General features: G+C 32.5%; 17 protein-coding genes, 1 pseudogene, 1 riboswitch and 1 other annotated feature (1 of these 20 only partly in view). Of the genes and pseudogenes, 16 read left to right on the top strand and 2 right to left on the bottom strand.

Annotated elements, in window-relative coordinates; translation table 11 throughout:
• Positions 1-129 (bottom strand) — a binding site (T-box leader) (it extends 137 nt beyond the left edge of the window).
• 216 nt (positions 130-345) lie between these two features.
• The 6 genes and pseudogenes from BR66_RS0104905 (at position 346) to ribH (ending at position 5,350) form a co-directional block, all read left to right on the top strand.
• Complete coding sequence (locus tag BR66_RS0104905; protein ID WP_051624105.1) at positions 346-1,047, top strand: HAD-IA family hydrolase; 702 nt, start codon at positions 346-348, stop codon at positions 1,045-1,047.
• A gap of 75 nt (positions 1,048-1,122) precedes the next feature.
• Complete coding sequence (ribD, locus tag BR66_RS0104900; protein WP_051624104.1) at positions 1,123-2,193, top strand: bifunctional diaminohydroxyphosphoribosylaminopyrimidine deaminase/5-amino-6-(5-phosphoribosylamino)uracil reductase RibD; 1,071 nt, start codon at positions 1,123-1,125, stop codon at positions 2,191-2,193.
• 55 nt (positions 2,194-2,248) lie between these two features.
• Positions 2,249-2,363, top strand: a riboswitch (FMN riboswitch).
• A gap of 164 nt (positions 2,364-2,527) precedes the next feature.
• Positions 2,528-2,962, top strand: a pseudogene (gene ribD, locus BR66_RS23125) (bifunctional diaminohydroxyphosphoribosylaminopyrimidine deaminase/5-amino-6-(5-phosphoribosylamino)uracil reductase RibD); the annotation flags it as partial.
• A 14-nt stretch (positions 2,963-2,976) separates the two neighbouring features.
• Positions 2,977-3,633: a riboflavin synthase gene (locus BR66_RS0104890; RefSeq protein ID WP_026881912.1), complete on the top strand. Its 657-nt coding sequence runs from the start codon at positions 2,977-2,979 to the stop codon at positions 3,631-3,633.
• Positions 3,634-3,647: 14 nt separating this feature from the next.
• Entirely contained in the window at positions 3,648-4,841 is a 1,194-nt protein-coding gene (locus BR66_RS0104885; protein ID WP_026881911.1) for a bifunctional 3,4-dihydroxy-2-butanone-4-phosphate synthase/GTP cyclohydrolase II, read from the top strand.
• A gap of 47 nt (positions 4,842-4,888) precedes the next feature.
• Positions 4,889-5,350, top strand: coding sequence for a 6,7-dimethyl-8-ribityllumazine synthase (gene ribH / locus BR66_RS0104880; protein ID WP_026881910.1), 462 nt, complete (start codon positions 4,889-4,891; stop codon positions 5,348-5,350).
• Between the two features lie 63 nt (positions 5,351-5,413).
• On the opposite strand, the gene BR66_RS0104875 is transcribed toward ribH, so the two are convergent.
• A complete protein-coding gene (locus tag BR66_RS0104875; protein ID WP_026881909.1) occupies positions 5,414-6,283 on the bottom strand; it encodes an alpha/beta hydrolase in 870 nt (289 codons plus the stop codon).
• A gap of 188 nt (positions 6,284-6,471) precedes the next feature.
• Between BR66_RS0104875 and BR66_RS0104870 the strand changes: the two genes are divergently transcribed.
• From BR66_RS0104870 to sufU, 6 genes are all read left to right on the top strand, one after another.
• Complete coding sequence (locus tag BR66_RS0104870) at positions 6,472-7,446, top strand: 2-hydroxyacid dehydrogenase (protein WP_026881908.1); 975 nt, start codon at positions 6,472-6,474, stop codon at positions 7,444-7,446.
• A 189-nt stretch (positions 7,447-7,635) separates the two neighbouring features.
• Entirely contained in the window at positions 7,636-8,391 is a 756-nt protein-coding gene (gene sufC, locus BR66_RS0104865; protein ID WP_026881907.1) for a Fe-S cluster assembly ATPase SufC, read from the top strand.
• A gap of 13 nt (positions 8,392-8,404) precedes the next feature.
• Positions 8,405-9,811 (top strand): Fe-S cluster assembly protein SufB, encoded by a 1,407-nt coding sequence (sufB, locus tag BR66_RS0104860; protein WP_026881906.1) that lies wholly within the window; start codon positions 8,405-8,407, stop codon positions 9,809-9,811.
• Positions 9,812-9,822: 11 nt separating this feature from the next.
• Complete coding sequence (sufD, locus tag BR66_RS0104855; protein WP_026881905.1) at positions 9,823-10,932, top strand: Fe-S cluster assembly protein SufD; 1,110 nt, start codon at positions 9,823-9,825, stop codon at positions 10,930-10,932.
• Complete coding sequence (locus BR66_RS0104850; protein ID WP_026881904.1) at positions 10,925-12,154, top strand: cysteine desulfurase; 1,230 nt, start codon at positions 10,925-10,927, stop codon at positions 12,152-12,154. The genes sufD and BR66_RS0104850 overlap by 8 nt, the downstream gene beginning before the upstream one ends.
• Positions 12,141-12,599, top strand: a complete 459-nt coding sequence (gene sufU, locus BR66_RS0104845) for a Fe-S cluster assembly sulfur transfer protein SufU (protein WP_026881903.1) — start codon at positions 12,141-12,143, stop codon at positions 12,597-12,599. Before BR66_RS0104850 ends, sufU begins: the two co-directional genes overlap by 14 nt.
• Positions 12,600-12,644: 45 nt before the next feature.
• On the opposite strand, the gene BR66_RS0104840 is transcribed toward sufU, so the two are convergent.
• Positions 12,645-13,703 (bottom strand): lactonase family protein, encoded by a 1,059-nt coding sequence (locus tag BR66_RS0104840; RefSeq protein WP_035795504.1) that lies wholly within the window; start codon positions 13,701-13,703, stop codon positions 12,645-12,647.
• A 194-nt stretch (positions 13,704-13,897) separates the two neighbouring features.
• On the opposite strand from BR66_RS0104840, the gene BR66_RS0104835 reads away from it, so the two are divergent.
• The 4 genes from BR66_RS0104835 (at position 13,898) to BR66_RS0104820 (ending at position 18,832) form a co-directional block, all read left to right on the top strand.
• Positions 13,898-14,536 carry a GntR family transcriptional regulator gene (locus tag BR66_RS0104835; RefSeq protein WP_026881901.1) on the top strand — a complete coding sequence of 213 codons (639 nt, stop codon included), beginning with the start codon at positions 13,898-13,900 and terminating at the stop codon, positions 14,534-14,536.
• A 321-nt stretch (positions 14,537-14,857) separates the two neighbouring features.
• Entirely contained in the window at positions 14,858-15,988 is a 1,131-nt protein-coding gene (locus tag BR66_RS0104830; protein WP_026881900.1) for a betaine/proline/choline family ABC transporter ATP-binding protein, read from the top strand.
• Positions 15,988-17,571 carry an ABC transporter permease/substrate-binding protein gene (locus BR66_RS0104825; RefSeq protein ID WP_026881899.1) on the top strand — a complete coding sequence of 528 codons (1,584 nt, stop codon included), beginning with the start codon at positions 15,988-15,990 and terminating at the stop codon, positions 17,569-17,571. Before BR66_RS0104830 ends, BR66_RS0104825 begins: the two co-directional genes overlap by 1 nt.
• A 97-nt stretch (positions 17,572-17,668) precedes the next feature.
• Positions 17,669-18,832: an iron-containing alcohol dehydrogenase gene (locus BR66_RS0104820; protein WP_026881898.1), complete on the top strand. Its 1,164-nt coding sequence runs from the start codon at positions 17,669-17,671 to the stop codon at positions 18,830-18,832.
• Positions 18,833-18,896: the final 64 nt, after the last annotated feature.

Genomic DNA, 18,896 nt, shown 5'->3' with positions numbered 1-18,896 from the left:
CTAATTGGGATTACCTTTCGGAGTGCTGCTCTAAGATGTATTCAATTCAACGTCGCTTTGCATCTCTCACCAACCGATAACTCTCTTTTAAGCTAAGTAGAATTTACTTATTCTCTTCAATGCTTTAATTTTATTATATAATAGGTTATTATAATTGAGAAACAATAAAATGTCAATGACTAGGGGTTACATGAGCATAAAAAAATTTAAGAAAAAAATCTATGATATATGCGTAAATCTAGTAAATAAATAAAAAATAATTTTAGGAAAATGTATCCAAAAATCTCATTTTGTGTTAATCTAAGAGATAATAATAGATGAACTATACTATGGGGGTTTGTGAATATGAAAATAAAAGCAATTTTATTTGATTCTGGTCGTGTACTTAATCATCCAAGAACGGGCAACTGGTTTATTCCACCTAATTTTAATAATATTGTAAACGTTAAGAATATTAAAATATCAAATTATATCTTAATATTAAAAGCTATTAAAAAGGCCAGCAAATATCTTGATGAGCAGAAAATTGTTCTAACGGAAGAAGAAGAATTTAAACACTTTCTTCAGTTTTATAAAATTATAGCAGAAGAACCGATAGGTATAAATTTAACGGAGCAGCAGATATTCGAAATAGCAAAGGATACTGTGTATAATGACCGGAAGTTTTTATTTCCAAATGAAGTGTTCCAAATCATCCCAAAGCTAAGCGAGAACTATAAGCTGGGAATAGTATCTGACACTTGGCCATCATTAGAACGAGTATTTAGAAATGCAGGATTAAGACGTTATTTCTCATCATTTGTCATGTCTTCAAAATTAGGAGTAAATAAGCCTAATAAATTAATGTTTACCACAGCACTTGAAGAGCTAAAGATAAAACCAGAAGAGGCTATTTTTATTGATGACAACGAAAAAAATGTTGAAGGAGCAAAAGTTCTTGGAATAGAAGGGATTTTGATGTCAAAACAAATGTACTCAAGAGCAAATGAAAATATTTTTAGTATAAGAAATCTAAATGAAATTGAAGCTATTTTGAAAGATGCCTAGATAAGGCATCTAAAAAATGACATATAAATTTTGGACTTTGTATGTTTAATCTGAAAACTAAGGTGGTAATGAGACTTGACTGAACAATATATGCATAGAGTGATTCACCTTGCTGAATTTGGATCAGGATTTGTAAATCCAGGTCCACTAGTTGGAGCGGTATTAGTAAAAGAACAAAATATAATTGGTGAAGGTTATCTTAAAACTTATGGAGCAGAAAACGCAGAAATAGTGGCAATTAGAAGTGCTAAGGGAGAAACTTATGGAGCAGAACTTTATTTGAACATGGAGCCATCCTTAGATAAAGGTGGTATGGAATTAATACTGAAAGCAGGAATAAAAAAGATTAATGTAGGCATAATTAATCCGAAATTTCAAGGCGAAAATCTAAGTGTTTTAAGGGGAAAAGGCATAGAAATAGAACTTGGTCTTTTAAAAGAGAAGTGTGAGGAGTTAAATGAGATTTATATACATTTTATAACCAAAGGTACACCATTTGTATTTACAAAATGGGCAATGACCTTAGATGGAAAACTTGCTACTAGAACTGGGGATTCAAAGTGGATTAGTAGCGAGGAAAGCCTAAATTTCGTTCACAAATTAAGACAAAGAGTGGCTTCAATATTGGTTGGTGAAAATACAGTAAAAATAGATAATCCTATGCTTACAACAAGACTAAGGGTAGATAAAATATCAAATCCACTAAGAGTGATTGTTTCTAAATATGGAAATATACCAGATGATTCTAATGTTTTAAGTGTTGATAAAAATACAAAAACCTTGATTATTTCTTCAAAACATATATCTGAGGACCGCGAGAGCTATTTTTTAAATAGAAAAGTAGATGTATTAAAACTAGAAGAAAAAAATGGGCATATTGATTTTAAAGATATAGTTAGATCCTTAGGTGAAAGAGGGATTGACTCTCTCTACATAGAAGGAGGAAGCAGCATTTTAGGTTCTGCTTTTGATAGTGGAGTTGTTAATGTAGTATATGCTGCAGTTTCACCAAAAATTGTAGGCGGAAAATCTGCGATAACCACAGTGGGTGGTAGAGGAATAGAAAAGATGAGAGATGCTATCGTGCTAAAAAAGGTAACTCACAGAATAGTAGGTAACGATGTAATTTTTAAAGGTTATGTATAATAAAGGTACTTGACAAGCCTATATTATTGTTGTAAATTAGAGATATAATTTAATAACAACTCTTCGGGGCAGGGTGAAATTCCCTATCGGCGGTAAAGCCCGCGAGCCATTTTGGCAGATTCGGTTAAATTCCGAAGCCGACAGTATAGTCTGGATAAAAGAAGATAGAATTGGCGATATTTATATTGCTGTATTTTTGATTTTAAAGCTCTGAAATTTTATATTTCAGAGCTTTTATTTTCAAAAATCACACTTTAATTTAAGTGTTAATTTATTGTGCCCTGGGTATAGCTTTTTATATCTAGGGTATTTTAGTTTTTTGAGGGGTGAAGATATGGATGAATTTTTCATGAAAAGAGCATTAGAACTAGCTAGAAATGGAAGCGAAAGGGTAAAACCTAACCCTATGGTTGGGGCAATAATTGTTAAAGATGAGAAAGTAATAGGGGAAGGGTATCACGAATTTTATGGTGGACCTCATGCAGAAGTCAATGCATTTAGAAGCCTAAATGGAAGTGCAGAAGGATGCACTATATACGTTACCTTAGAACCCTGTTGTCATTATGGAAAAACACCACCTTGTGTAAATGCAATTATTGAAAATAAAATAAAAAGAGTGGTAATTGGTAGCATTGATCCAAATCCAATTGTATCAGGTAGAAGTGTAAACATTCTTAAGGAAAAAGGGATTGAGGTAACAACTGGTGTTTTAGAAAAGGAATGTACTGATTTAAATAAAGAATTCAACAAATATATTTCGGAAAAACAGGGAAAGGAGTAAAAATGTTTACAGGATTAATTGAAGAGATAGGAACAGTTCAGGTTATTGAAACAAATAAAAAATCATCTCGAATAACTGTAAAAGGAAAAAGTATTATTGAAGGAGCAAAGGTTGGAGATAGTATAAGTACAAATGGAGTTTGCCTTACAATTGAAGAACTGCGCCCATCTTCCTTTACGGCAGATGTTATGGCAGAAACCATGAGCAGAAGCAATCTTAGTAACCTAAAAACAGGTCAAACAGTAAATCTTGAAAGATCAGTAAAAGTAGGAGATAGATTAGGTGGTCACATTGTATCTGGGCATATTGATGGAACCGGCATAATAACTAGCTATGCAAAAGATGACAATGCTTTTTGGATAACAATAGGTACTAATGATAAAATCTTAAAATATGTAGTTGAAAAAGGATCGGTAGCCTTGGATGGCGTTAGTTTAACTGTTGCATATGTGGATCATGATTGTTTTAAAGTGTCCATAATACCACATACCTCACAGGAAACTACACTTTTAAAAAAATCCTTGGGCTATAAGATGAATATTGAGTGTGATGTTATTGGCAAGTATGTAGAAAAACTTCTGGGCATCCAAAAGGAGCCGGAAGAAAAAAAACAAAATGTAATAAACTCTGATTTTTTAACAGAAAACGGATTTATATAGGAGGAGAGGAAAATATGTTTAATAAAATTGAAGAAGCAATCCAAGATATAAAAGAAGGCAAAATGGTAATTGTAGTAGACGATGAGAATAGGGAAAATGAAGGTGACCTTATAATGGCCGCTGAAAAGGTAACAGGGGAAGCGATAAACTTCATGGCAAAGTACGCAAGAGGCCTTATATGTATGCCTATGGACGGGGAAATACTTGAAAGGCTAAATATAGAGCCTATGGTAGCAAATAACACAGATAATCATGAAACTGCTTTTACGGAATCAATAGATTATGCAGAGACAACTACCGGGATATCTGCATTTGAAAGAGCTCTAACTATTCAAAAGGTTATAGAAACAGGCGCAAAACCAGAGGATTTTAGAAGACCAGGACATATATTTCCATTAAAGGCACTAGAAGGAGGAGTTCTAAAAAGAATAGGTCACACTGAGGCCTCCGTTGATTTGGCTAAACTTGCAGGACTAAAGGGTGCAGGAGTTATATGCGAAATAATGAAGGAAGATGGCACCATGGCAAGAGTTCCAGATCTATTTATATATGCAAAAGAACACGATTTAAAAATCATAACTGTTGCAGATATTATTCAATATAGAAGGAAACATGAGAATTTAGTGGAGAGAGTTGTTTGTACTAAACTACCTACAAAGTATGGTGATTTCAAAATATATGGATATGTAAATAAGATAAATGGAGAACATCATGTGGCTCTTGTAATGGGTAGCATTGAGAAAGATGAACCCATTATGGTGAGAGTCCACTCAGAATGTCTTACAGGCGATGCACTGGGATCTAAAAGATGCGATTGTGGAGAGCAATATGAAGCTGCAATGAAAAGAATAGGTAAAGAAGGTACTGGAGTTTTATTGTATATGAGGCAGGAAGGTAGAGGTATTGGTCTTATAAACAAGCTTAAAGCTTACGCCCTTCAAGATGAAGGCATGGATACCGTAGAGGCAAACTTGTCCTTGGGATTTAAAGCAGATTTAAGAGAGTACAATATAGCAGCTGATATGCTTAATGATTTGGGAGTGACAAAGGTAAAACTCATGACCAATAATCCTGATAAAATTGAGAAACTAACTGCCCTAGGAATAAACATAGTGGAGAGGGTATCGCTACAAATTGATTATAATAAAAATAATGAATTCTATTTGAAAACAAAAAAAAGTAAACTAGGTCATTTATTAAATTATTAAATTATTAAATTATTAAAACAATAAAAATATATATTGGAGGAATAAAAATGAAGATTTATGAAGGAAAATTAGTTGCTGATGGATTAAGATTTGGTATAGTTGTGGGAAGGTTTAATGAATTTATAGTATCAAAGCTTTTGTCCGGTGCACTTGATGGTTTAAAAAGACATGGAGTAAAGGAAGAGGAAATTGAAGTTGCGTGGGTTCCTGGTGCATTTGAAATACCTCTTATAGCCAATAAAATGGCGAGTTCAGATAAATACGACGTAATAATATGTTTAGGTGCAGTTATAAAGGGATCAACTCCACATTTTGATTTTGTCAGTTCAGAGGTTTCTAAAGGGGTGGCAAATGTAGGGCTGAATTCTGGAAAACCGGTTATATTTGGAGTTTTAACTACGGATTCTATTGAACAAGCAATCGAAAGAGCAGGAACTAAGTCAGGGAATAAGGGATATGATGCTGCAGTTTCTGCTATTGAAATGGGAAACCTTGTTAAAAACTTTTAGAAAAAAGTGGCAAGTTAAGGAGAAAACCTCCTTTTAACTTGTCACTGAATAATGTTGTTTTTCTCATTTTAATAAATATTTTCTAAGTCCATCTATAATCATTTTGTAGGCTTCTTTACTTTGAGCTAACTCTGGATGGGCAATTGTAAAGCCATGTCTTACCCCATAAAATCGTTTTGCAGTTGTTTCAACCCCAGCTTTTACTAATTTTTGCGCATAATTTTCACCTTCATATCTAAGAGAATCCATTTCAGCGGTTATGACTATTGCTGGTGGTAAATTTCTAAGCTCATCATTGGTTGCAGAGACTGGTGAACAATACGGATTCTTAGCATAGGCTTCAGTTGTGTAACATCTGTTAAACAAGTTGGCTGTTTCAACTGGAATGGCACCTTCTATGTAGAATTTTTTCTCAGCAGCTGTAAATAGGTCAAGTGGTGGATAATCGAGGACTTCACATTTAAAAGAGAATTTATTCTCTTTTTTTGCCATCATACATACTACTGTTGAAATATTTGCACCAGCACTATGCCCTCCAATTGCCATATTATTAGCATCTATTCCAAACTCATCACTGTGAGAACTTACGTAACTTATAACATCATAAACACCATTTTTATCTGTTGGGCATTTATATTCAGGGGCAAGTTTGTAATCAATTGAAATAACAGTTATATCTAGGGTATTGCTCACTGCAGAGCAAAAATAATCATCATTTTCTGGTAGTCCTCTTATAAAACCACCACCGTGAAGGTCAAAAAACACCGGTGTTATGGTGTTTATATTTTTAGATCTATAAAATAAAGCACGAGTTTCCCCATTCACTGTAGGAATAAAAATCTCTTTTCCTATTATATCTGATTTTTGTGATTTTAATAAACTTTCTTTTCTCATGTTTTTTACAACTTCAAAAGTTTCCTCATCATTATGCATAAATTAAACTACTCCTTTCAATGATTATAAAATAGTTGCTTCCATATATAGAGTATCTTCAATAATGGATTAATGCAAATGCATTTTAGTACAATCTTTGACTTGTAAGATATTTTTTTATATACTTTTTTGTACATGGAAATGATATAATTTAATAAGAGAAAATCATACAAAAGGGGATGACAAATATGGGAAGATCAAAGGTTTTTGTCGCAAAAAGTGTCAGTGACAGGGTAATAGAATATATTAGTAAATATTGTGATTGCGAAGTGTGGGACAATGAAAAAAGTATTCCTAGGGATGTATTGATTGAAAAGATGAAGGATGTAGATGGATTAATAATAACTCCTGGAATAAAGGTGGATAAAGAATTATTAAATAACTCACCCAAATTAAAAGTGGTAAGTAATATGGCAGTGGGATATGATAACTTTGATATAAGTGCTATGAAAGAAAAAGGTATTATTGGAACGAATACACCCAATATATTAGATGACTCCGTGGCGGATTTGATTTTTGCTCTAGTTTTAAGTACAGCTAGAAGGGTAGCTGAAATGGACAGATATGTTAGGGCAAATAAATGGAAAGCAAGCGACGAAAAAGAATTATTTGGAATAGATGTACACCATAAAACTATGGGAATAATAGGTATGGGTAGAATTGGTGAAGCTGTTGCCAAGAGAGCAAGGCTTGGGTTTGATATGAATGTAATGTATTACAACAGGCATAGAAAACTAGAAGTAGAAGAAAAACTAGACATTAAGTATGCCGGACTAGAAACAATTTTGAAAAAATCTGATTTTGTTGTTTTAATGACTCCTCTTACAAAGGAGACATACAGACTTATGGATCATCATGAATTTGAGACTATGAAAGACACTGGGATTTTTATCAATGCATCCAGAGGTCAAACTGTAAATGAAATGGCACTTATTGGAGCACTGAAAAATGGAGATATTAGGGCAGCGGGCTTAGATGTATTTGAAAATGAGCCAATAAAAAAAGATAATCCACTTTTAGATCTTGAAAATGTAGTCCTTCTTCCACATTTAGGTTCGGCAACTGAAGAAACACGTTTTAACATGGCTATGATGTGTGCTGAAAGTGTAATAAAAGTATTACAAGGTGAAGAAGTTAAAAATATTATTCCTGAATTTAAATAATAGAGAATAAGCATAACCAGTGAGGCTATGCTTATCCTTTTTTTATATAAGTTACATTTAAATGCCTATGTAACCTATATAAAATTAAAACTGTAAATAATAATTATTGACAAATAATAATATGAGCTATAAAATATAATATATCAGAGTGAAATGCTCGGGATTAAAAAAGGTTTAGGAGAGAGTGCGATGATGAAGAAACTTTTGGAAATAAAGGATATATATGCTGAAGCAGAAGGAAATGAAATACTAAAAGGGCTTAGCTTAACAGTTAACAAAGGTGAGGTACACGTAATTATGGGACCAAATGGTGCCGGAAAATCTACTTTGGTTAATGTGGTAATGGGGCATCCTAAATATAAGGTGACTGGTGGAGATATATACTTTGAAGGTGAAAAAATCACGGATTTAAAAACAGATGAGAGAGCTAGAAAAGGATTGTTTCTATCTTTCCAGTCACCAGAAGAAGTTCCTGGAATAACTGTAGAAGGACTCTTAAGAAGTGCAAGATCTGCAGCTACTGGAAAGCCTTTAAAGCTTATGGCATTTAGAAAAGAACTTAAAGAGAAACTAGAACTTTTACAGTTTGATGAAAGTTATGCTACAAGGTATTTAAATGTAGGTTTTTCAGGTGGAGAAAAGAAAAAAAATGAAATAATTCAAATGATGATGTTAAATCCCAAACTTGCTATACTTGACGAAACAGATTCAGGACTTGATGTGGATGCTGTTAAAATAGTTTCAAGCGGTGTAAATAAATTTAAAAATCCAGAAAATGCAGTGCTTATTATAACCCATAATACAAAAATATTAGAGGATTTGAAGCCTGATTTTGTTCATATAGTATTAGACGGCAAAATTGTAAAAACTGGAGATGCTTCCTTAGTTGAAGAAGTAAATAAATATGGATTCGCTGAATTTAAAGACATAGCGATAAATTCATAAGGGGGCTTTAGTTGTGGAAAAGAAAAAGACTGTAGTAGAAGATTCTGATAGAGGAATTTATGATATTAAAAATAAAGATAATTTTAGTTATAAGTCACAAAAAGGTTTAACAAGAGAAATAATATTGGATATTTCAAAAAGAAAAAATGAACCAGAATGGATGAGGGATTTAAGGCTTAAATCTCTTGAAGTATATAATAAAACAGAGCTACCAACTTGGGGTCCATCGCTGGCTGAACTTGATATGGATAATATAGTTACCTATGTTAAACCTAAAACTGATATGAAGGGCGATTGGAATCAAGTACCTGATGATATCAAGGATACTTTTGAAAAACTCGGTATTCCAAAGGCAGAGAGAGAATCACTAGCTGGAGTTGGAGCTCAGTATGATTCTGAAGTCGTATATCACAGTATTAAAGAAGAGCTTGTAAAGCAAGGCGTTGTTTATACGGATATGGAAACAGCAATCAATGAGTATGAAGATATTGTAAAACAGTATTTCATGAAGCTTGTACCTCCTGAGGATCATAAATTTGTAGCACTTCATGGGGCAGTTTGGTCAGGCGGTTCATTCGTCTACGTTCCAGAAGGTGTTGATGTGGAAATACCACTTCAATCATATTTTAGATTAAATTCACCTGGGGCAGGTCAATTTGAACATACACTTATAATTGTAGAAAAAGGAGCTAAACTTCATTTTATAGAAGGATGTTCCGCACCAAAATATAATGTTACAAATTTACATGCTGGATGTGTAGAGCTCTTTGTTAAAGAAGGAGCTACATTAAGATATTCCACAATAGAAAACTGGTCTAAAAATATGCTTAATTTAAATACTAAAAGAGCATTAGTTGAAAAAAATGGTTCCATTGAATGGATTTCAGGATCTTTTGGGTCTAAGATATCAATGCTTTATCCTATGAGTATATTAAAAGGTGAGGGTTCAAAAGCAGAATTCACAGGTATAACTTTTGCTGGAAAAGGACAACATCTTGATACTGGAACAAAAGTAGTTCATGCAGCACCATATACATCCTCAACTGTACATACTAAGTCCATATCAAAAAGTGGGGGCACTGCAGTATATAGAGGGGCAGTTAAGGTAATGCCTAATGCACATCATACAAAATCGTCTATATCTTGTGAATCTTTAATGCTTGATGATATTTCTCGTTCAGATACAATTCCTGTACTTGATATACAAAATGATGAAGTTGATATTGGTCATGAAGCTAAGATAGGAAGAATAAGCGATGAGTCTATTTTTTATCTTATGACTAGAGGTATAAGTGAAGAGGAAGCTAAGGCAATGATCGTAAGAGGTTTTGCTGAACCAATTGCCAAGGAACTTCCACTAGAGTATGCAGTGGAAATGAACAATCTTATTAGGTTAGAACTTGAAGGAAGCATAGGGTAGGGGTGGAGAAAATGAGTGAAAATGCATTAAAAAATATAAATAACATTCCAGTGAGAACCTGGAGATGGCTTGGAGTAAACAATATATCTTTAGATAGCACCATTCCAGAGGTAAAGCCATATAAACTTGATATTATTAAAGATAACAGTCAAGAAGGTTTAAGTGTAATTAGCATGGATAAAAAAAATTCTAATTCGCTTAGATTACTTCATGCTATGGATTATGATGGTGTAGGAAAAGAATTAACTGATCAGGTTAAAAATAGTTATAATTCTGGGTTTTTTATAGAAACTGCACCTCACAAGAAGTTCGAAGTTCCAGTAATTATAAATTATGACTTTGATGCTGAAAACAATGTTGTGGTTGATGATAATATAATAATTGCTGAACAAGGTAGCGAGATAACCGTAGTAGTTAGATATAACTCTAAGGATAACCTTCAGTTTTTTCACAATGGGTTTACTAGAATATATTGTAAAAAAGGTGCTACTGTAAATATTGTTAAAATCCAGACTCTTTCAGGTGAAAGTACTCATCTAGATGCAAATATTGCAAAGGTTGAAGAAGGTGGAACTATAAATTATGTTCTTATCGAACTTGGAGCAAAGGATAGTATAACTAATTTTAGAACGGATTTAGAAGGATATAAGAGTGTAGCAAACATGCATAATGTTTACATTGGTGATAAAGAAAGAAATATAGATATAAATTATCTTATAAATCATTATGGCAAAGAAACCAAAAGTTCAATTGAAGCAAGAGGTGCTTTGATGGATAATAGTAAAAAAATATTTAAAGGGACTCTTGATTTTAAAAAAGGAGCTTCTAAATCTAAAGGTAAAGAAGTTGAATATACAGTATTGTTAAGTCCAAAGGTAAGAAATCGTTCAGTACCAGTACTTTTATGTACTGAAGATGATGTTGAGGGACAACATGCTGCAAGTGCAGGAAAAATAGATGAAAATAAACTTTTTTATCTTATGACACGAGGTTTTACTGAAAAGGAAGCGAAAAAGCTTATAATAGAAGCTTCTATAGGACCTATTATTGACATGATACCTGAAAAAACTGCAAAAGAAGAAATTTATGAATATATTAGGAGGAAGCTAATAAATGAATAATAAATATGTTATAGATTTCCCTGCAATAAACCAGCAGGTGAATGGTCACAGACTTGCGTATTTAGATAGTGCAGCAACAACGCAGAAGCCAGCGTCTGTAATTAAAGCAGTAAATGATTATTATAATCTATTCAATGCTAACCCACATAGAGGGGCTTATTATCTAAGTGTTAAAGCAACTGAAATGTATGAAAATGCAAGAGAAGTTGTAAAGGACTTTATTGGTGCAGATAAAAGCAAAGAAATAGTATTTGTGAAAAACGCAACGGAAGGTTTTAATTTACTAGCGTATTCATATGGAATGAATTTTATTAGCGAAGGTGATGAGATAGTTATATCCATCGCAGAGCATCACTCTAACCTAGTTCCATGGCAACAAGTTGCTAAGGCAAGAGGTGCGGTGCTTAAATATATGTATCTTAATGAGGATGGAATAATATCAGATGATGAGATAGAGAACAAAATAACAGAAAAAACTAAAATTGTGTCCGTTACACATGTATCAAATGTGCTTGGAACAATAAATCCAGTTAAAAAAATAATTGAAAAAGCACATAGTGTTGGTGCTATAGCAATTTTGGATGGCGCGCAAAGTATACCACATATGAAGGTGAACGTTAAAGATCTTGATGCGGATTTTGTTGTGTTCTCCGGTCATAAAATGCTTTCACCAATGGGTATAGGTGTAGTGTATGGTAAGGAAAAACTTTTAGAAAAAATGCCTCCATTTATGTTCGGAGGAGATATGATTGAATATGTATGGGAACAGGAAGCAACCTTTGCTGAAGTGCCATTTAAATTTGAAGGCGGAACACAAAATGTTGGCGGAGCAGTAGGACTAACAGCAGCCATTAAGTATTTAAATGAAGTAGGTATGCAAAATGTAGAAGAGCATGAAAAGGAACTTGTAAGTTATGCTATAGAAAAGTTAAGTGAAATACCTCATGTTACTATTTATGGAACAAAAGATATAGACAAAAAGGCAGGAGTATTATCCTTTAATGTTGATGAAGTACATCCACATGATGTTTCAACTATATTGGATTCTTATGGAATTGCCATAAGAGCAGGACATCATTGTGCTAATCCACTTATGAGACATATGAAGATAAATGCAACATGTAGAGCAAGTTTTTATATATACAATACTAAAGAAGATATAGATGCATTAGCAGAAGCATTAAAAAACACAAGGAAGTGGTTAGGATATGGATCTAAATAACTTATATTCAGAAATTATAACTGAGCACAACTCATCAAAACATAATAAGAGGCATGTTATGGGAGCCGATGTGGTAGAACAAGGGCATAACCCAAGTTGTGGGGATGAAATAGAATTAGAATTAAAGATAGAGAATGGAATAATAGAAGATGCTGGATTTACGGGGGTTGGATGTGCCATATCTCAAGCGTCTACTTCAATAATGATAGATTTAATAAAAGGAAAGTCAGTAGAGGAAGCAAAACATATTTTAGAGACCTTTTTAGGTATGATTAAAAGGGAAATAACTGATGAGAAAGAGCTAGAGATACTAGAAGATGCATTGGCACTTAAAAACATATCCAATATGCCTGCTAGAGTTAAGTGTGCAGTACTTGCTTGGCACACTCTTGATCAATCATTGGAAAAATCAAAAATTAATGATTTTAAAAAAACGACTAGCTAATAAGCTAGTCTATTTTTTATTAATAGTGGAAGATTTTGTGATGCCTTAGTCTAAAAATTTAATGCAAACAGGATTTGGGATATACTCAGATATGTTTAAATCGGTTAACTTTCCTGTTGTTTTATCAACTGAATATAATTCTAGATTGTTACTGTCTTGGTTTACCACAAGCAAAGAGTTACCAGAAGGTGATAGTGAAAAATCACGGGGACTCTTTCCTTTAAGTTTTGTATTGCACAAAAATTCAAGTTTCCCTGAAATAGTATCTATTTTAAAAACTGTTATACTATCATAACCACGATTGGAAGCATATAAAAAGTTTCCATCAGAAGATAAATGCACTGCACCTCCGCCACTTTGAACTAAGCAATCTGAAGGAAGTGAGGATATGTATTGTATTTCCTTAAAAGAACAGGTAATTTTGTTATATTCTAAGGTTATTATTTCTGAACTGAGTTCAGTGATAATATATGAAAAATTACCATTTGGATGAAAAGCCATATGCCTTGGACCTGATCCTGGCTTAAGATACAAACCTTTATCTATATCCTCTTTGATTTTTCCATCTTTGAATTTATATACAGATAACTTATCTAAGCCTAAATCTATTGTGTATAAATATTTTTTATCTGGTGTAAAATCTACAAAGTGGATGTGAGCAGCATCCTGTCTTAATTTATTAGGGCCAAATCCTTTGTGAGTTATCTTATCCGAAGCATCTAGAAGATTTCCATCAGGAGATAATGGATAAGAGATAAGTTCTGCTTTGTGATAATTTGCAGAAAAAACATAATCATTTTCATCATTTAAAATAACATGACAGGGTGACTTTCCAGAAGTAAGTTTAATATTTAAAGGTTTAAGTTCATGATTGGAAGCATCTATTTCAAAGGCTGCAAGGCCACCATTATCATCGTCTTTTACAACAGAATAGAGATGCTTATTATTTTTACTTATTGCTAAATAAGTAGGAAAACTAGCCGCAATAGCTAGATTTATATCTTCAATTTTATGTTCAGTTTCATTAAGAGTAAATTTATAAATACCTTTACTATCACCATAAGTGTAAGTTCCCACATAAGCTATATATTTTATACTTTCCATAATATCATTACCTCCAAATTTATAAATTCATACTGTTATTTAATATTATAACATCAAACTTTAAATTATATGGCAAATAACAGAAACTAGTTATTTACACTTAATTGATAATATTCTATACTGAGGTTGATAAGAAATATAAATCAGCGAGGGAGGGAAACACAAAAAGCTAAAATTAGCTCTTGTGTGTCTAAATGCTTAGTGAATCTAGAGAAAAACCAATTTATCAGAAGATAGCAATTGATATTGCTAATAGGATAATTCAGGGTGACTTTTCCCTTGACCAGAAATTATATGGACGTTCAGTTCTTTCAAGTCACTATAATGTATCGCCAGAAACTATCAGGAAGGCTATGCTGTTACTAAATGAAATGGATATAGTAGAAGTAACAAAAGGAAGTGGAATTGTAATTAAATCTGTTGATAATTGCTTGAAGTTCGTGGATAAATTTAAGGATATACAATCTATTAATTCAATGAAAAAAAGTATAATTAATTTAATGAATCAAAGGAGTAATATAGAAAAAAATCTTGATGAAGAAATAAATAACTTGATGGATTACACAAATAGATTTAACAAGAGTAACCCGTTCATGCCTTATGAATTTGAAATAGGGGATGGGTGCAAAGTTATAGGTAAAACTGTTTCTGAAACAAATTTTTGGCAAAGTACCAAAGCAACTATTATAGGTATAAGGCGTAATGGAAAATTAATGCTTTCTCCAGGGCCATATGCAGTTTTTCAAAGTGGAGATATATATATTTCAATTGGTGACGAGGAGAGTTATTATAGAGTTAAAGATTTTCTTTCTGTAAAAGCCGATGAAGAGTAGTATATAGTAAGTAAAAGGAAACAATATACTGATTAGTTGTTTTTCACATGTCAAAGAAAACCAATATTTAAAGTTAGTTATACGCCAGTAAATTTTACTGGCGTTTATTTTTTTGCATTCTACCATACTAGATTGCCGTGAATAATGCGGGTATTTTTGCAAATAATAATTACTAAGAAGAACCATGGAAACTATATATTTTACAATAATATACAATTTAAAACTAATGTGTAAATTGTAACATAAAGTACTACATTCTTTACCAAGTAACAACTTTGTGTTATAATAAAGTTGTTACTTGTATCAGAAGGAGTGAAGTTTATGATAGAGTTCAAAAATGTTAGTAAAGTGGTAGCCGGTGGCAAGACACTACTAAAGGATATTAATTTAAATATAGAAAAAGGTGAACTTGTAGTATTAATAGGACCAAGTGGATGTGGGAAAACAACCACATTAAAACTTATAAACAAGTTAATTACAGCAAGTTCCGGTGAAATTTTAATTGATGGTAAAAACATTGAAAATGAAGACAAGATAAAACTTAGAAGAAATATGGGATATGTTATACAACAAACAGGTCTTTTACCACATTTTACTGTTAAAGAAAATATAGAACTAATACCGTCTGTTGAAAAAATGGATTCCCAAAAGATATCAGCTAGAACTTTAGAATTATTGAAGATGGTAGATATGGAGCCAGAGGAATATATGGATAAGTATCCAAATCAGTTAAGTGGTGGTCAACAGCAAAGGGTTGGAATTGCAAGAGCTTTTGCAATGGATCCTGAAATAATATTATTAGACGAACCTTTTAGTGCATTGGATCCAATAACTAGGAATCAACTTCAAGATGCAGTATTTAATATACAGCAGAATTTGAAAAAGACAATAGTGTTTGTAACTCATGATATGGATGAAGCTTTAAAGCTGGCTGATAAGATTTGTTTTATTGAAGAGGGACAGATAGTTCAATTTGACACTCCTGAAAACATATTAAAAACGCCAGCTAATGACTTTGTTAAAAATTTCATAGGTGAAGATAGAATATGGAATCAGCCAGAGTTTATAAAAGCAAAAGACATAATGATAAAAAATCCAATAAAAGCAAGTGAAGAGAGAACAATTCTTCAAGCAACTGAGATTATGAAAACAAATTTAGTGGATAGTGTATTAATAGTAGATAAGGAAAATAAACTTAATGGAATAATTACATTAAGGGAACTTAGACATAGTGATGATAAAAAAATGAAATTGAAAGAAATAATGAAAAAAGATATTATTACAGCTTCTGAAGATGATTCAATTGTAGATGTAATAGCTAAGATAGAAAAGGAAAATATTAGTTATATACCTGTGGTTGATAAAAACTTTAAACTAGTAGGGCTTATTACTAAAAGTAGTTTACTATCAGTACTAAGTAATCAGTTTATAAGCAAGGAAGTGAATATATAATGGGTAGTATAAATAGCTTTATAAGCTTTGTAATAGATAGAAAAGGTCAAATAGGTGATCTTCTTTTGCAACATATTGAATTGACACTATTAGCAGTGGCAATTTCTATAATAATAGGAGTACCATTAGGTATATTCATTGTAGGAAGAAAAAAAATATCTACATTCGTACTTGGATTAGCCAGTGTAATGCAGTCTATCCCAAGTATAGCCTTATTAGGATTTTTAATTCCCGTATTTGGAATTGGAAGTAAACCTGCCATAGTAATGGTAGTAGTATATTCATTACTACCAATTATAAAAAACACGTTTACTGGCCTTAATAATATAGATGAAGCAATAATAGAAGCTGGAGAAGGACTTGGTTTAACTAAAAGTCAAATTTTACTCAAAGTAAGATTCCCACTTGCTATGCCTGTTATTATGTCAGGAATAAGAATTTCTGCTGTTACAGCAGTTGGACTTATGACCATAGCAGCTTTCGTTGGAGCAGGTGGCCTTGGATATTTGGTATTCTCAGGTATTCAAACACTTAGCAATAATATGATTTTAGCAGGTGCAATTCCAGCATGTATACTTGCACTAGTTCTTGATTTTGTTTTAGGGAAAGTAGAAGAGGTAGTACTTCCTAGGGGAATGTCCGAAGCTAGCAGTACAAGAAAGAGAAAACCAAATAAAGTTTTAATTTTAGCTAAAAAATATAGAATTGCATTGATTGCATTGATTGTTATAGTTATTGCATCATCAATTGGATATAATTACTATAATAATAGAAATACCATAGTAATAGGCTCAAAAAACTTTAATGAGCAACTGATACTTGGTAATATACTTGGAACGCTTATAGAAGATAATACAGATTATAAAGTTAAAGAAACATTAAATCTAGGTGGAACAAGTGTTGTATTTAATGCACTTAAAGCAGGGGATGTTGATTTGTATGTTGAATATACAGGAACAGGTCTTGTGGATATAATGAAAGAAAAATCAATAGGTGATGCAGATAAGGTATATGATAAGGTGCAAACATATTTTAACAAAGAATATGGCATAGAGTGGTTAAAACCTCTTGGATTTAATAATACTTATGTATTAGCAATGAAAAAAGGAGAAGCAAGTAAATATAATATAAATTCCATTTCTGATCTAGCAAAAGTAAGTAATCAGCTAACTATTGGAAGTACCATGGAATTTTTAAATAGGGTGGACGGATATCCGGGTCTTCAAAAAATCTATGGTCTGAATTTTAAAGCATCTAAGGGACTCGATAGTGGATTAAGATATTCAGCATTAGCTAGTAATGAAACTCAGGTTGCTGATGCATTTTCTACAGATGGGATACTTCAAAAAATGGATCTTAAAACTTTAACAGATGATAAACATTTTTTCCCACCATATTATGCAGTACCAATTGTAAAACAAAGTACCTTAGAGAAATTTCCTAAGATAAAACCACTAATTGAAAAACTTCAAGGAAAGATAACCGATGAAGATATGAGAAAAATGAACTTAAAGGTTGATAATGGAGCGGATCCTAAAGTTGTTGGCGATGCTTATCTTAGGAGTATAAAAATGATTAAATAGTATGTTTTTAATTAGTATACGTAAAAAGCATGTATTTGCTTTTTACGTATACTATAGTAAAATTGTAGTTGTAAAATAATAATTAAGAGGTGAATGCATGTTAAATTTTGATTATTCCATTCCAACTAAAGTATTTTTTGGTAAAGGTAAAGTCAGTGTGTTACCTGAACAAATAAAAGAATATGGTTCAAAAGTACTTCTTGTATATGGAGGAGGTAGCATAAAGAGAAATGGTCTTTATGATGATATAGTTAAAGGATTAAAGACGAATTCCATTGAATTTTGGGAACTTTCAGGTGTAGAGCCAAATCCAAGAATCACAACTGTAAGAAAAGGCGTAGAGATTTGTAGAGAAAATAAAATTGATCTTGTACTTGCTGTTGGTGGGGGAAGTACCATCGATTGTGCAAAGGTCATTGCAGGGGCATTCTACTATGAAGGAGATGCTTGGGATATAGTTAAAAACCCAAGTAAAATATCTAAAGTACTTCCAATTGCCACGGTACTAACACTAGCTGCCACGGGTTCGGAAATGGATGTTTTTGCGGTTATTACAGATGTAGATGCAAATGAAAAACTAGGAACTGGGCATCCTGATATGGCACCAAGGTTTTCAGTACTAGATCCCACATATACTTTTTCAGTACCACAGAATCAAACTGCTGCAGGAACAGCAGACATAATGAGCCATACTTTTGAGGCATATTTTAGTAGTACAAAAGAGGCTTTTCTGCAAGATAGAATGGCTGAGGCAATTCTCAAAACTTGTATAAATTATGGCAGGAAAGCTATGGAAGAACCTGAAAATTATGAAGCGAGATCAAACCTGATGTGGGCTTCAAGTCTTGCAATAAATGGACTACTAAGTTTCGGAAAAGATAAAAACTGGGTTGTTCACCCAATGGAACATGAGCTAAGTGCTTATTATGACATTACACATGGGGTTGGTCTTGCAATTCTAACTCCAAATTGGATGAAATATATTTTGGATGATAACACCGTAGAAAAGTTTGCTGAATTTGGAGTTAATGTATGGGATATTCCTAGAGATGGAGACAAATACGTTATTGCAAATACTGCAATTGCTAAAACTAGAGAATATTTTGTGTCACTTGGAATTCCTACAAAATTAAGTGAAGTTGGAATTGGTGAAGATAAATTAGAGGAAATGGCTAAAAAATCTGTAAGACATGGTAAGATTGGTAGCTTAAAACCTATAGATCATGAGGATGTTTTAAATATATTTAAAGCCTCTTTATAATTGAAAATTAAGATAAGGTGTTGTGCTGAAAATGATTTTAATCATATTCAGCACAACACTTTTT

Origin of the sequence: Clostridium akagii DSM 12554 (genome assembly GCF_000686725.1) — a bacterium.
In the GTDB taxonomy this organism is placed as follows: Bacteria; Bacillota; Clostridia; order Clostridiales; family Clostridiaceae; genus Clostridium_I; species Clostridium_I akagii.
This window is presented reverse-complemented; position numbering and strand designations above follow the sequence as displayed.

What these genes read in the sequence shown, in the direction of transcription:
- BR66_RS0104825 (WP_026881899.1), top strand. Translation starts at nt 15,988, where the DNA reads ATGGGTAGTATAAATAGCTTTATAAGCTTTGTAATAGATAGAAAAGGT.
- BR66_RS0104875 (WP_026881909.1), bottom strand. Translation starts at nt 6,283, where the DNA reads ATGCATAATGATGAGGAAACTTTTGAAGTTGTAAAAAACATGAGAAAA.
- BR66_RS0104870 (WP_026881908.1), top strand. Translation starts at nt 6,472, where the DNA reads ATGGGAAGATCAAAGGTTTTTGTCGCAAAAAGTGTCAGTGACAGGGTA.
- sufD (WP_026881905.1), top strand. Translation starts at nt 9,823, where the DNA reads ATGAGTGAAAATGCATTAAAAAATATAAATAACATTCCAGTGAGAACC.
- sufU (WP_026881903.1), top strand. Translation starts at nt 12,141, where the DNA reads ATGGATCTAAATAACTTATATTCAGAAATTATAACTGAGCACAACTCA.
- BR66_RS0104885 (WP_026881911.1), top strand. Translation starts at nt 3,648, where the DNA reads ATGTTTAATAAAATTGAAGAAGCAATCCAAGATATAAAAGAAGGCAAA.
- BR66_RS0104820 (WP_026881898.1), top strand. Translation starts at nt 17,669, where the DNA reads ATGTTAAATTTTGATTATTCCATTCCAACTAAAGTATTTTTTGGTAAA.
- BR66_RS0104840 (WP_035795504.1), bottom strand. Translation starts at nt 13,703, where the DNA reads ATGGAAAGTATAAAATATATAGCTTATGTGGGAACTTACACTTATGGT.
- BR66_RS0104835 (WP_026881901.1), top strand. Translation starts at nt 13,898, where the DNA reads ATGCTTAGTGAATCTAGAGAAAAACCAATTTATCAGAAGATAGCAATT.
- BR66_RS0104830 (WP_026881900.1), top strand. Translation starts at nt 14,858, where the DNA reads ATGATAGAGTTCAAAAATGTTAGTAAAGTGGTAGCCGGTGGCAAGACA.
- sufC (WP_026881907.1), top strand. Translation starts at nt 7,636, where the DNA reads ATGATGAAGAAACTTTTGGAAATAAAGGATATATATGCTGAAGCAGAA.
- ribH (WP_026881910.1), top strand. Translation starts at nt 4,889, where the DNA reads ATGAAGATTTATGAAGGAAAATTAGTTGCTGATGGATTAAGATTTGGT.
- BR66_RS0104905 (WP_051624105.1), top strand. Translation starts at nt 346, where the DNA reads ATGAAAATAAAAGCAATTTTATTTGATTCTGGTCGTGTACTTAATCAT.
- BR66_RS0104890 (WP_026881912.1), top strand. Translation starts at nt 2,977, where the DNA reads ATGTTTACAGGATTAATTGAAGAGATAGGAACAGTTCAGGTTATTGAA.
- BR66_RS0104850 (WP_026881904.1), top strand. Translation starts at nt 10,925, where the DNA reads ATGAATAATAAATATGTTATAGATTTCCCTGCAATAAACCAGCAGGTG.